Origin of the sequence: Bacillus sp. MYb78 (genome assembly GCF_002975115.1) — a bacterium.
Taxonomy (GTDB): Bacteria; Bacillota; Bacilli; order Bacillales; family Bacillaceae_G; genus Bacillus_A; species Bacillus_A cereus.
Genome location: NZ_PCOB01000013.1, coordinates 112,079 through 124,942, shown reverse-complemented (window position 1 = coordinate 124,942; position 12,864 = coordinate 112,079). Strand labels below are relative to the sequence as shown.

Genomic DNA, 12,864 nt, shown 5'->3' with positions numbered 1-12,864 from the left:
TTATATAGAGTGAGAGGAGGAATTATATGAAAGTTACAAACAACGATTATGAAAAGATGGAAGAGCTATATGAGTTGTATGAACAAAAAATTTATTATGTAGCTTATTCTATTTTAAATAATATTCAACAGGCTGAAGATGCGGTTCAAGAGACGTTTATTACTCTTTATAAGAACTTGGAAAAGCTCCATAGCTTGAGCACTGAAGAGCTTAAACGCTATATTTTGAGGGTCGCGAAAAACAAGGCGATTGATAGTTACCGGAAAAATAAACGACATGAAACATTTTTAGAAGAATATGAAAGAGAATCAATAGAAGCAGTAGATGAAAATATTGAAGAGTGGGAAAAACGTAAAATGTCTGAGGTTCAAATTGATACATTGCTAAACGAGTTAAATGAATCTAACAGACAGGTGTTTAAGTACAAAGTCTTCTATAACTTAACGTATCAAGAAATTTCAAGTGTAATGGGGATTACGGAGGCTAATGTCCGCAAGCAGTTTGAACGCGCTCGAAAACGAGTCCAAAATATGATAGGAGGTATACAACATGACGAATTCAAAGAACTCCAAAGAAATATATGAACTTGCTGAAAAAATTGCTTTAGATGATTTTGATAAATCCGAAGAACAACATGAATTTTCACATACATATACGCGCAAAAAGAAATTGTTTATGGAGGAAATGAAGCTGAAAGATGGACAACCACAGAAAAAGCGTAAAAGACATCGTATGTTAATCGCTGCTGCCTGCTTATTGATTGGTATGCCGACAACCGTTTTTGGTGCAGTGAAAGTCTATAATATGATTGTCCAAAAACAAAATTACGAAGTAAATGTTTCAGTAACAAACAAGGACTCGAAAAAGAGTGATAAGTGGTATAAGTTGAAGATTGGTAAATTGCCAGAAAATATGGAAGCAATTGATGACTCTGCTATGAAATATTCATTTAAAGATAACGACGCAAATGGAGGCTTTTCATTTAGTCTTTGGAGAGTAGGGGAAAATGCGGACTTTCAAACTTTATATTCAAAAAGCTACGAAGAAAAAGAGATAGGTGGCAAGAAAGCAGTAATTGTTCATAAAGAAACTGGAAACAACAATGTAATGTTTGATAGGAAGGTCTTTCTCTTTTTTGAGAAAGAAGGGATTATGTTAGAAAGTTTTATTGGATCAGATATAAATGAAGAACAAATGATAGATGTCTTAGGGAATATTTCACTTGAGCCCACGTCAAAAGAAAAGGCATCACATATATCAAATTATGATAAAAAGTATTTTAGCCAAGCAGATGAACCTAAAAAACCTAAAGTGATTCCTTTGAAAAAAGATAGCAAACGACTATTTCATATAGGGCAAAAGGTTCCAGTAACGATATCTATGGATAACAGCCAAATTGAATATGTGATAGAAAAAGTTGAAGTTTTTGATTCGATTAAAGATTTTAAACAAGAGAACTTTAATGAACTTGGCCTAGGGATATTAAGCAAGAAGAAGGCTTTAGATCAGACGGGAAAACTGCTATCGTACAAACGGGATGTATATAAATTAGGGAATGGTAAAGATTCAATTGATACATTAGTAGATTCGCAATTAGTTAATGTTAAATTTGTCTACTTGACAACAACAGTGAGAAATATTGGTAAACAGGCGACAGAAGAAATCTATATGCATCCATCCATAAAGCAGCTTAAATTTGAAGGGAATGCATGGAAATACGCTAAAGAAGAGGGAATGGATGCAACGCGTATTATGACGGGAGAAGTTGATTATTTAGAGCCTCACGGAGATGGGAAAAGCTTCTACAATATTGGCAATATCCGACCAGGAGAAACGGTAAAAGTTAACTTCGGTTATTTTGTAGATGAAGATAAACTAGATTCAATCTTTTTGGATGTTTTTAATTACAGAGGGACTGGCGACACTGAAAATATGAATGCGAAACATCGTTGGTGGTTTGATATTCGTCAATAGTAACAACTGAACAAAAAAGCTGCTTATATTTAGCAGCTTTTTTCGTCTTCATACATATGTAAAACTTCTTTTGCGCGTATACGTAAACCATCTATCAATTCTTTCGGTTCTAAAACTTTTGCATCTTTTCCAAGTCTATAAAATAAAGGAGTAATAAAGTTAATCTCACTTTTATCAATTGTTGAATGTATATATCCTGTCCCATCTTCGTTTACTACAACGAATTCCTCAAGATAAGGAACGCTTTTACATTGGCGTACGCCTTCTGTTGTCAGTAAAACATGTAACTGAGTAGGATTGTGTACTACGTTAGAGTTAGAGGCAAACCACTCTTCTAAATTCATGAATGTATCTGTATTTTCTTCCATTGATAATATTGAGAGAATACGATCAACGCGATACAGTAATACTTTTTTTCTACCGAAGTCATAGGACGGTAAGTACCATAACCCGTCGTGAGCATATACACCAATCGGATGAACATGTTTTGTTTTTATCCCTGATTTAGATTCGTATTGAAAGTGTAAATTTTTATTTTCAATAGCCGCTGTTAACACTTTGTTTAAAAGTGGGGTCTCAATTGTTCTCTTCGGATTCCAAAAGGAGATATAAGAACGTATTTTATCAACTTTCGCTTTCGCCTCATGTTGTAGAGAGCTATATAGTTTATGAGTGACAGAATTGATTTCTGTATTAAAAGGCAAGTCTCTGTAGTAGCTTAAAGATTGAAAGGCAAAAAAGATGGAGACCGTTTCTTCTTCCGTAAATAAGATAGGTGGAATGACCCTAGTTGTTAATACTTTATATCCTCCATTACGACCTTGTTCAGCATAAATGGGTAATCCCATATCACTTAAATCTAAAATGTATCTATGAACCGTACGAACGGAAATGTTAAATTCATCAGCTATTTCTTGAGCTGTAAATGTTTTTTTCGCAGAAGCAAATATAAGAATATCTAATAAGCGTTTAGCTTTTGACAAATGTATCACCTTTTCTTTTTAACATGACATAAATTGTCATGTTTTATTGTTAGTATATTGTTTACATCATATGTTATCAAGATGAGATGCAAGGAGGAAAAGATATGTCACGTGAAATAGTTTTATTTATAGCGGCGAGCTTAGATGGATATATTGCGAAAGAAGATGATGATTTAGAGTGGGGTTAATGGAAACAGAAGGAGAGGGAGATAACGGTTATACAGAAATGTATGAAACAATTGATACAATAATAATGGGAAAGAGAACGTACGATTATGTAGTAGAGCATACAGAGACATTCCCGTATTTAGATAAAAAATGTTATGTGTTTTCTAATTCAGAAAAAGGCACGAACGGACATGTAGAGTTTGTAAATGAAGATGTAGTGGAGTTTACAAAAAGGTTAAAAGCACAAGAAGGATCTAAAATATGGATGGTCGGTGGAGGAAGTCTATTAAGAGAGTTCTTTAAGAATAATCTAATTGATGAATATATCGTTACGATTACACCGCATATATTAGGTTCTGGAGTTCCGTTATTTCAAGACAAGAACCCGGAAATTAATTTAACTTTAACGGATACGAAACGTTTTGGGCAATTTGTAAATTTATATTATAAAGTAAAATGATAAAGTGAAACTTTAATCAGTGGGGGTTTTGTTCATCTCCCACTGATTATTAGTTGAACCAATCGGGCTTTTACGGGCAGTTGATCCCCCACCTAACTTCTTTGCTTCCGCTGAATTTTGATGTAGGGGTCTTACTGCCCGTTAATGCGGGATAAAGAAACACGACTATTGATGATAGTCGTGTTTCTTTATGGATGGTAATGAAATTATAAAACAAGATCCATGATCAACTTCACTCGTGACAGTAATCGTCCCGCCGTGTAGTTCTACGATCTCCTTCACGATAGAGAGCCCTAAGCCAGTTCCACCTGTAGCGCGTGTTCTTGCTTTATCGACACGGTAAAAGCGGTCGAAAATGTGAGGGAGGTCTTCAGGTGGAATACCTTCGCCTTCATCTTCAATTGTAATGGAGATACGTTTATGTTCTTCTGTAATAGAAATGTTTATATGAGAATGTTCTTTTGAATGTCTATAAGCGTTATTTAAAATGTTTACTATAACTTGTTCAAATCGCTGTTCATCTAAGTTTACTAGCAGTGTAGGAGAACAAGAGAAAGAAACTTTAATGTATCTTTCTTTATACATGGCGTTTACTTTTTCAGCTATACGAGTAAGGAAGGTGTGTAAATGCACTTCCTTTACTTGAATAGAAAAGTTATGTTGTTCCATTTGTGCAAGTGAAAATAAATCTTGAACTAAGTTTGTAATGTAATCAGATTCATCTTTTATAATCGATAAATATCGCAAACGTTGCTCAGGAGAGGTGCTTTCTTTTAAAGCAATGTCAGCATAACCTCTTACGTATGTTAACGGTGTTCGTAATTCGTGAGCAACACTTGCTAGAAATTCACTTCGCTCTGTTTTCATATAATGTAAATCATTTGCGAGCGTTTGAATAGATGATGCTAGTTCGCCAATTTCATCATTTCGAGTAGTCGTTAACGAAACGGACAAATCGCCTTTACTCATTTTTTCAGTGGCATGTTTCATGTGTAACAATGGTTTTGTTAATAAACGTGATAATAGAAAGATGGTGATGGCTGTTAGTAGAAACGTAATGACTCCGGCAATAATGAATTGTCTTGTTAGCCCGTTAACCATTTCCTCGATTGATTCCGTCCCGAGAAACATATATACGTAGCCTTCCGTTTTTCCAGCCACTACAATGGGGCTAACTGTACATATATAATTAGATGTTTTCCAATGATTCTCTATAATTGCTCCGTCATGATCTGTCCGTGTTTGCATCTTTTCAATATGCTTTTTTATAGTAGTATTTATTTCATTGGATTTAGCTAGTACCTCCTTATTTGCATTTGTAATAACAACAGTAGTTTCGGCTTCGGATTCCATTAGTGCAACATGGGAGATTGTTTGCTTATCAAAATACTTTTCAAGGACATCTCTGTGACTATTTCCGCGCTTTAATAAAGCTGTCATTTCTTCATTTACTCTATTGTTGACAAGGCTATAATAAAGCGAGACAAATAGAACACTTTCGATTAAAAGTGTAACAATCAAAAAATAAAATCCGAGCTGAATAGAAATTCGCTTCATTGCTTTGCTCCTTAATCTAGAGTATCAACCCATCGATATCCGACTCCGTAAACAGTTTTTAAATGATGATCAATAGGGAAATGTGCTTTTCGCAATTTATCACGTAAATTACGAATATGTGAATCGACTGTGCGATCTTCTGTATTTGTGTTTAACCCCCAAATTCGTTCGATGAGCTGATCACGGTTTAATACGTAGTTCACATGGCGTAAAAATAATCCGAGTAAAGAAAATTCAATTGGTGTGAGAAGGAGCTCTTCATTATGGACAGAAACGAAGTGTTTTGTTTCATCCCATACAATACCGTGATATTGGATTTGTTTATGTTCATTTGTACGTCTTAAAACGGCTTCAATTCTTGCGAAAAGTTCTTCTTCATGGAAAGGTTTCGTTACGTAATCATCGGCTCCGAGTTTTAATCCTTGAACGACATCTACTGTTTGATCACGAGCTGTAACCATAATGATAGGAATGTTACTAAAAGATCGGATTTTTTTGCACGTTTCCCATCCGTCCATCTTTGGCATCATAATATCGAGTAAAACAAATTTAAAGTTTTGATTTTCTATATGTAAAATAGCTTCTTCTCCTGAATTCGCACATACGCAGTTATATCCAATTGGAGTAAGATAAAGAGTTAATAATTCAAGCATTCTCGGTTCATCGTCTACGAGCAGTATATCAATCATAGAGAGCCCTCCATATTTATAATCGTTACTTAAAGTGTAATGCAAAATCATGAAGAAATGGTGCAGATTATGATGTGTCTGCATAATTTCTTCAGAATTGCTTGTTATTGTGGAGTTGAAATTACATTTTAGGTAATCATATTGGCTCAAAAATGATTAATACGGAGGCGGTATAGTGAAAAAAATGACCCGAATTTTTGGGATAACAATAATTACAGCAGTTGGTCTTGCTGCATGCGGACAAACGAATACAGACCATAAAAACCATGAATCTACAAAAGAGAAAAAAACAGAGCAAAAGGAAATGAAAATGAATCAGGAGGTAACGGCGCCAAAAGAAATGAACGAAGGGGCATCGAATGATTTATTAACGACAAGTTTAAAAAATGTGACGAGGTTAAATACAAATGATCCCCTGCAAATGGCAGTGTTAACTTCGCAAACGATATGGCCAGCAACCCATAAAGAGAACCAGCCAGGTGCTGTTATTTTAGTACCAGTGAGCGAGTGGCAATTAGGTATTGCGAGTGCAGACCTTATTCATCATCCGAATAACGGACCGATTTTATTTATAGAAAAAGAAAAAATACCAGAAATGACGTTAAAAGAAATAAAACGATTAAATCCAATCGGAACGAAAGATGGAACACAAATTATGGTGATGGGGGATGTAGGTACTAGCGCGCTTGAACAATTAAAAGGTTATAAAATAAAACAAATAAAAGAAACGAACCCAGCTATATTTGCTAAAGATGTTGATAAGGAGTATGCCGATATAACAGGAAGCTACCCAAATAGTGTTATTATCGGTTCGTCTGCAGAAGAAGGACGTTTATATACAACCCCCGCTGTAAACTGGATTTCTCATATGCCGGAACCACTACTCTATACAGAAAAGAATAAAGTGCCAGAAGCGACAATAGAGGCATTAAAGATGAGAAAAGATAAAGCAAATATATATGTACTAGGACCAGAAAAAATCGTTTCAAAAGAAGTAGAAAAAGAGTTAAGCAAATACGGGAAAGTAACGCGTATTAGCGGTGAGACTCCAACAGAAAATTCTATCGCATTTGCGAAGTTTAAAGATGAAAAAACAAAATTTGGCTGGGGATTCACAAAACCTGGTCACGGTTTATCATTTGTTTCAAGCAAAACACCAGATTTAGCAGTTGCTGGGGCACCTTTTTCACATATGGGTAAACACGCACCTGTTGTCTTGTTAGAAGAAGGGAAAGCTTCACAACCAGTGTATGACTTCCTTGCTACTATTCAGCCGAAGTTTAAAGATGATCCAACACTTGGACCATATAATCATGGCTTCTTATTAGGAAGTACGAGTGATATTTCATTTGAAACACAAGGAATACTAGATGAGAGGTTAGAAATTGTTCAGGAAAGTGGTCAAGGACACGGTGGACATTAATGAAATGAGAAAAGACGCTACTGATATAGCGTCTTTTTTTATTTTTCTCGACAAAATATGACAAAAAAGTTGTAACTGTTTCTGTTATGATAGTTTCGGAAATCTTACATTTTACATAATCGGAGGAAAAAGAATGTATAAAAAATTGGGTACTATTGCTTTAACAGGTGCACTTGCTTTTAGTTTAGCTGCTTGTGGTGAAACTGAAGTTAAAGAAGTGAGTAAAAACGATGCTCCTAAACAGGCTGAAAAGAAAGATAAAAAGGAAAAAGCTGAAAGCAAGATTTATAAAATTGGAGATACGGTAGAAGTTAATGGTCTACAGCTTACTTTCAGTTCAGCTAAATTCGTTGAGCCTAACGAATACATAAAAGCTGAAAAAGGGAAAGTACTAGAAATCGCTTTTAACGCTAAAAATAATGGCAAAAAAGATATATATTTTGGAACTTCTGAGTTGAAAATTGCTGATACTAACGGCAACCAATTCAAAGAGTACTTTGGTGGGGACAATACGTTTATAAACGAAAATATTGCGCCAGGTAACCAAATTACAAACAAAATGTTATTTGATGTACCAGAAGGCGATAAGTTTGTTGGTACATTTAAACCTACATTTACATTTGACGAGAAATCAGTGAAATTTGAATTTGAAGTTGCTAAATAAGGAGAGATTGAAATGAAAAGAACAGCTGAATTTGTATTAGGTCTTATTGGAGGTATTTTTGGTATTATTTGTGCATTTGTTGCTTTATTGATCGGCGGTATGGGAGCTGCTTTTGAAGCTGATGGAGCAAATACTGTTATTGGTTTAGGTTGGGGAGCTGTGGCTCTATCAATCTTAGGAATTGTTGGATCTGTTATGGTAAGAAGTAAAGCGAAGGTTGGCGGTATTATGATGACTGTGGCTGCTATCGGTGGATTTATTTGTATTTCTATAATTTACTTATTACCAGGCGTATTATTATTAATCGGTGGGTTAATGGGTATATTCCGTAAGGATAAAGCAACTGTATCTGCATAAAATGAGCACTCGAAAGAGTGCTCTTACTATTTTCATTAAATTAGCATAAACTCCTCTAATCCTAAACTATCCAAACTAAACCTCATATATGAAGTGGAAATATCTATAGAACTTTAAATGAATTCCCTTGGTAGCTAATATCTTGATCCTTGGATTATTCAATTAAATGAACTAAATTACATGTGCATTTTTCATCCATCCAAACAAAGTTCTCTTCATTTGACATACTGTAGAATCCGAAATCATTGTACGTTAAATCAACAATAGGTGATAGTATATTTAAAGTTTCCTAAAAAAGAAGCTACGAAGGTAACATCTTTTTAGGAAACTTTTACATAGTAAAAAATCTTCTACTCGTTATATAATAGCTTTCGTGCAGTCGGCTAGATTTTCTTATGGAGAAAATCAAATTATAAAGGAGTAGAGGAGTGGTATTTTGTTTCAAACGATAAAAAATGATTGGTTTTCTAATGTGAGAGGGGACGTGTTATCAGGAATTGTCGTTGCTTTAGCGTTAATCCCTGAAGCGATAGCTTTCTCTGTTATTGCAGGCGTGGATCCGACAGTTGGACTATATGCAGCCTTTTGTATTGCAGTTACCATTTCATTTGTTGGCGGAAGAACTGGGATGATTTCAGCTGCAACAGGTGCAATGGCATTATTAATGGTAACGCTCGTTAAAGATCATGGTTTGCAATATTTATTTGCTACAACAATATTAACAGGTATTGTCCAAATTATTTTTGGCGTGTTCAAACTGAGCTCATTTATGAAGTTTGTTCCGAAATCTGTTATGAGTGGTTTTTTAAATTCACTTGGAATTTTAGTTTTTACAGCGCAATTACCGCATTTTAAAAATGCAACTTGGCAAATGTATGCACTCGTTGTATTAGGACTTGCAATTATATATTTATTTCCACGTATTACAACGGTTGTACCTTCTACGCTTATTTCAATTATTATTGTGACGAGTATTGCACTTATGAGCGGATTACAGTTGAAAACAGTAGGGGATATGGGAAGCCTACCGAAAGAATTACCGTTCTTTAGTATTCCTGATGTGCCATTTACATTAGAAACATTAGGGATTATTTTACCTTATGCAGTTATGCTTGCAATTATTGGTTTACTAGAGTCTTTATTAACAGCTTCAGTTTTAGATGATATGACGCATACAGAAAGTAATAAGCATAAAGAGGCACGCGGACAAGGGATCGCAAACATCGTCGCTGGTTTCTTCGGAGGAATGGCAGGATGTGCAATGATCGGTCAATCTGTTATTAATATTAAATCAGGTGGACGAGGTCGCCTATCAACATTTGTAGCGGGCGGATTTTTAATCGTATTACTATTCGTTTTAGGAGATTATGTCGTTCATATTCCGATGGCAGCTTTAGTTGCGGTTATGATTATGGTTTCAATCGGAACGTTTGATTGGAACTCTGTAACAACGATTCATAAAGTACCAAAAGGAAACGCATTTGTTATGATCGTAACAGTTGTGATTGTCCTAATTACACATAACTTAGCAGTAGGTGTAATTATCGGAACAGTAATTAGTGCGGTGTTATTTGCATTCAATATGGCAAAGATTCACGTGAAACATTTATATATTGAAAATAAGAAAATATACGAAATTCACGGTCAACTTTTCTTTGCATCCACAGCCGATTTCATAAATAATTTTTCATTTAATGAAGATGTAAAAGAAATTGAAATGAATTTTACTCATGCGCACGTATGGGATGATTCAGCGGTGGCATCAATTGATAAAGTTATCATAAAGTATGAGCAAAGTGGTGTGAAAGTAAGTATAACAGGATTAAATGAACGTAGCTCAAAACTTGTTGCAAATTTAGCTACTTATAATAAAAGAATTGCTAGTTAAAAGCCTCCTTTTTAGGGGGCTTTATTATATAATACGAGTAGGATAACGAAAAGGGGATTCAGCATATGTACAAACAAATTATATTAGCATGTGACGGTTCTGAACATGCACTTCGAGCAGCGGAACATGCAACATATATTGCGAAATGTAGCGAAGAAACAAATGTTGAAGTTGTGTACGTAGTAGATAATAGAACGGCAAAATCAGATATTATACAAGGTCAAACAGATTTAGAAACAATATCGGCTAGTCGAAAAGATAAATTAAAAGAGATTGAAGTTTTATTAAAGAAAGAGAACATATCTTATACAATTACGATATTACATGGTGATCCTGGAGATACAATTGTTCAATATGTAAATACAGGAGATATAGATCTTGTTATAGCGGGAAGTAGAGGATTAAATACACTGCAAGAAATGGTACTTGGTAGTGTAAGTCATAAAATAGCAAAACGAGTGAAATGTCCGGTGATGATTATAAAATAAAATGTAACTAAAGACCTTAGTATAGCTGAGGTCTTTTTTATGTATAAATAACTCTCATTTGTGGAAATACTAGATATATAAGTTGAAAAGATGTTAACTTACAAATTTGTAAGTTAGTTGTTAGAGAAATCGATGTTATGAAATTTTTCCCATTGGTAAAATAAAAGTATCAAAGGGGAGATAGGGAGGATGGAAGCAATGAAATCATTTCAAAATTTGTCATATAGTCAAGGGGTAAGCTTAATTTGTTTAGGGGGATTTGCTGGATCTGTTACGTTAGCTGTTTTAATAAAGGTATTTCATCAAATCTTTTAATATTAGAGTAGGGAAGGAATTGGTTGTTATCATTAGTAGGAAAAGCAATGAAAATAAAAAATAGCTCTTAGCATGTATGTAAATGCTAAGAGCTATTTTTATGTTTATTTTTCTACTTCTGGCTTCTCACTTGTTACAGTAACGTCTTTCCAATGTGAAGTTATTTGATTCACTTCAGTGTTGACATCATAATTTTTTACGCGCTTATTAACACCTGTTAAATCAAATGTGTAATGAATTGGAATCATCGGTGCTTCGTCATGAATTAATTTTTGCCATTTATCGTATACTTCTTTACGATATTTTTCATCAGTAGCTTTTTCTGATAATCCTGCTTCTAATAACTTCGTATTTTCATCATTTACCCAGCGTTGATAGTTGAATCCGGCATTTTTGCCCCATAGGCCAGAAAGGTCAGGGTCAGAGCCAGTGTTCCAAGCACCGGCAAAAATATCAACCTTCGGATCATCTTTTTTAATCATATCACGCATAGCATTAAATTCGTGTAAGCGTCCATCAACAAGTTCTACTTTTAAGCCGATATCTTTCCAAGATTGAATGTAGAATTTAGCCAGCGGTTCACTTGTTTCACTACCACTACTAGTTAAGAAGTTAATCTTCAATTCATTACCTTTTGGATCTTCACGGAATCCATCACCATTTTTATCTTTATACCCAGCTTCATCTAATAGTTTTTTCGCTTTATTTACATCGAAATTATACGCACCAACATCATTATTATGGTACTTTGGCATAGATGGTGGAATTGGAGAGTTAGCTGGAACGCGAAGTCCGTGATATACTTTCTCTCCTAATTTTTCTCTATCAATTGCATGTGCCATCGCTTGACGTAAACGAACGTCTTTGAACTTATCGTTATCCATTACAGCTTCATTCTTTGCTTTGTCCATATGTCCGAACTTAAATCCGATATAAGTGTAAGCAAGGTCAGTTTTACCAATTAGTTGTGTGTTTTTTAATTTACTTACGTTCGGATATTGATCAGCAGTAATTGCTGCAATATCAATATCACCTTTTTTCAGAGATGCACTAACAATAGATGGATTTACAACTTTTAATGTTACATTTTTTAGCTTAGGTTTGCCGCCCCAGTAATCATCAAAACGCTCATACTCAACTGATTCACCAGGAACGATTTTCTTCACTTTAAATGGACCGAATCCAATTGGATTTTGACGGATTTTATCTGATTCAGCTAGTTTTTCAATTGGTACATCACCTAAATATTTTTTAGGTGTAGGATATGTCCAAATACCAGTTTTTAGTGAAGGGTTTACTTCTTTATAAGTAATGGAAATTGTTTTTGGATCGACTACTTTAATACCAGAAATTTTGTCAGCTTTTCCATTGTGATATTCTTCCATACCTTCAATCATTTGCATTTGTGTATCGTAACGGATACCTGTATATTTGCTATTACCGATTATTAAGTAAGAATATTCTAAATCCTCAGCTGTTACAGGATTACCATCGTGCCATTTTACATTATCTTTAATTTTAATTGTAATTGTTTTTTTATCTTCAGAAATTGTATAAGTTGCAGCACCGTCATTTGTAATTTCCCAGTTTTTATCTGTAGCTAATAATTGTTCATCAAAGAAATCCATAATCTCTGAATCTGGAGCAACTTCATACAATACCCTACTTAAAACACCAGCGAAAGGTGAATTTGAAACGAGTCCATAAGTTAATGATCCGTCTTTAATTTCTTTACCGTCATTTTTTACAGCAGCACTAAATTTATTTGTTTCTACTTTTTTTGTGTTTGCCTTTTTACTACCGCTATCAGCACCCCCACATGCAGATAGTAATAATGTTGAAGCAGCAAGTGTACTTAATACTTTGTACAGTTTTGGTTTGTTCATAACTTCTCCACC

12 protein-coding genes and 1 pseudogene are annotated in these 12,864 nt (G+C 34.5%); 9 read left to right on the top strand and 4 right to left on the bottom strand.

Going from position 1 to position 12,864, the window contains the following annotated elements:
- Positions 1-26: 26 nt before the first annotated feature.
- Positions 27-584 carry an RNA polymerase sigma factor gene (locus CQ064_RS22165; protein WP_000869277.1) on the top strand — a complete coding sequence of 186 codons (558 nt, stop codon included), beginning with the start codon at positions 27-29 and terminating at the stop codon, positions 582-584.
- On the top strand, positions 550-1,974 hold the full coding sequence (locus CQ064_RS22160) for a DUF4367 domain-containing protein (protein WP_000185127.1): 1,425 nt from the start codon (positions 550-552) through the stop codon (positions 1,972-1,974). The genes CQ064_RS22165 and CQ064_RS22160 overlap by 35 nt, the downstream gene beginning before the upstream one ends.
- Before the next feature lie 29 nt (positions 1,975-2,003).
- On the opposite strand, the gene CQ064_RS22155 is transcribed toward CQ064_RS22160, so the two are convergent.
- The gene (locus CQ064_RS22155; protein WP_000030268.1) at positions 2,004-2,957 is read right to left on the bottom strand and encodes a helix-turn-helix transcriptional regulator; all 954 of its coding nucleotides are present in this window, start codon (positions 2,955-2,957) and stop codon (positions 2,004-2,006) included.
- 104 nt (positions 2,958-3,061) lie between these two features.
- On the opposite strand from CQ064_RS22155, the pseudogene CQ064_RS22150 reads away from it, so the two are divergent.
- Positions 3,062-3,585: pseudogene (locus CQ064_RS22150) on the top strand (dihydrofolate reductase family protein).
- Positions 3,586-3,750: 165 nt separating this feature from the next.
- Here the strand turns inward: CQ064_RS22150 and CQ064_RS22140 are convergent.
- Together CQ064_RS22140 and CQ064_RS22135 are read right to left on the bottom strand one after the other, a co-directional pair.
- Positions 3,751-5,142 carry a sensor histidine kinase gene (locus CQ064_RS22140; protein WP_000822580.1) on the bottom strand — a complete coding sequence of 464 codons (1,392 nt, stop codon included), beginning with the start codon at positions 5,140-5,142 and terminating at the stop codon, positions 3,751-3,753.
- Between the two features lie 11 nt (positions 5,143-5,153).
- Positions 5,154-5,831, bottom strand: coding sequence for a response regulator transcription factor (locus tag CQ064_RS22135; RefSeq protein ID WP_000565468.1), 678 nt, complete (start codon positions 5,829-5,831; stop codon positions 5,154-5,156).
- A gap of 175 nt (positions 5,832-6,006) precedes the next feature.
- Here CQ064_RS22135 and CQ064_RS22130 point away from each other — a divergent pair, with 175 nt between their 5' ends.
- From CQ064_RS22130 to CQ064_RS22105, 6 genes are all read left to right on the top strand, one after another.
- Positions 6,007-7,254 (top strand): hypothetical protein, encoded by a 1,248-nt coding sequence (locus CQ064_RS22130; RefSeq protein ID WP_000738870.1) that lies wholly within the window; start codon positions 6,007-6,009, stop codon positions 7,252-7,254.
- A 133-nt stretch (positions 7,255-7,387) separates the two neighbouring features.
- Positions 7,388-7,918, top strand: coding sequence for a DUF4352 domain-containing protein (locus CQ064_RS22125; RefSeq protein WP_000277054.1), 531 nt, complete (start codon positions 7,388-7,390; stop codon positions 7,916-7,918).
- 12 nt (positions 7,919-7,930) lie between these two features.
- On the top strand, positions 7,931-8,275 hold the full coding sequence (locus CQ064_RS22120) for a DUF4064 domain-containing protein (protein WP_000831286.1): 345 nt from the start codon (positions 7,931-7,933) through the stop codon (positions 8,273-8,275).
- 436 nt (positions 8,276-8,711) lie between these two features.
- Entirely contained in the window at positions 8,712-10,163 is a 1,452-nt protein-coding gene (locus CQ064_RS22115; protein ID WP_000487919.1) for a SulP family inorganic anion transporter, read from the top strand.
- 65 nt (positions 10,164-10,228) lie between these two features.
- On the top strand, positions 10,229-10,651 hold the full coding sequence (locus CQ064_RS22110; RefSeq protein WP_000278001.1) for a universal stress protein: 423 nt from the start codon (positions 10,229-10,231) through the stop codon (positions 10,649-10,651).
- Between the two features lie 198 nt (positions 10,652-10,849).
- Positions 10,850-10,966 (top strand): DUF4027 family protein, encoded by a 117-nt coding sequence (locus tag CQ064_RS22105; RefSeq protein ID WP_002094283.1) that lies wholly within the window; start codon positions 10,850-10,852, stop codon positions 10,964-10,966.
- 104 nt (positions 10,967-11,070) lie between these two features.
- On the opposite strand, the gene opp4A is transcribed toward CQ064_RS22105, so the two are convergent.
- Positions 11,071-12,852, bottom strand: a complete 1,782-nt coding sequence (gene opp4A, locus CQ064_RS22100) for an oligopeptide ABC transporter substrate-binding protein (protein ID WP_001039729.1) — start codon at positions 12,850-12,852, stop codon at positions 11,071-11,073.
- Positions 12,853-12,864 lie beyond the last annotated feature (12 nt).

What these genes read in the sequence shown, in the direction of transcription:
- CQ064_RS22165 (WP_000869277.1), top strand. Translation starts at nt 27, where the DNA reads ATGAAAGTTACAAACAACGATTATGAAAAGATGGAAGAGCTATATGAG.
- CQ064_RS22160 (WP_000185127.1), top strand. Translation starts at nt 550, where the DNA reads ATGACGAATTCAAAGAACTCCAAAGAAATATATGAACTTGCTGAAAAA.
- CQ064_RS22140 (WP_000822580.1), bottom strand. Translation starts at nt 5,142, where the DNA reads ATGAAGCGAATTTCTATTCAGCTCGGATTTTATTTTTTGATTGTTACA.
- CQ064_RS22135 (WP_000565468.1), bottom strand. Translation starts at nt 5,831, where the DNA reads ATGATTGATATACTGCTCGTAGACGATGAACCGAGAATGCTTGAATTA.
- CQ064_RS22125 (WP_000277054.1), top strand. Translation starts at nt 7,388, where the DNA reads ATGTATAAAAAATTGGGTACTATTGCTTTAACAGGTGCACTTGCTTTT.
- CQ064_RS22120 (WP_000831286.1), top strand. Translation starts at nt 7,931, where the DNA reads ATGAAAAGAACAGCTGAATTTGTATTAGGTCTTATTGGAGGTATTTTT.
- CQ064_RS22110 (WP_000278001.1), top strand. Translation starts at nt 10,229, where the DNA reads ATGTACAAACAAATTATATTAGCATGTGACGGTTCTGAACATGCACTT.
- CQ064_RS22105 (WP_002094283.1), top strand. Translation starts at nt 10,850, where the DNA reads ATGAAATCATTTCAAAATTTGTCATATAGTCAAGGGGTAAGCTTAATT.
- opp4A (WP_001039729.1), bottom strand. Translation starts at nt 12,852, where the DNA reads ATGAACAAACCAAAACTGTACAAAGTATTAAGTACACTTGCTGCTTCA.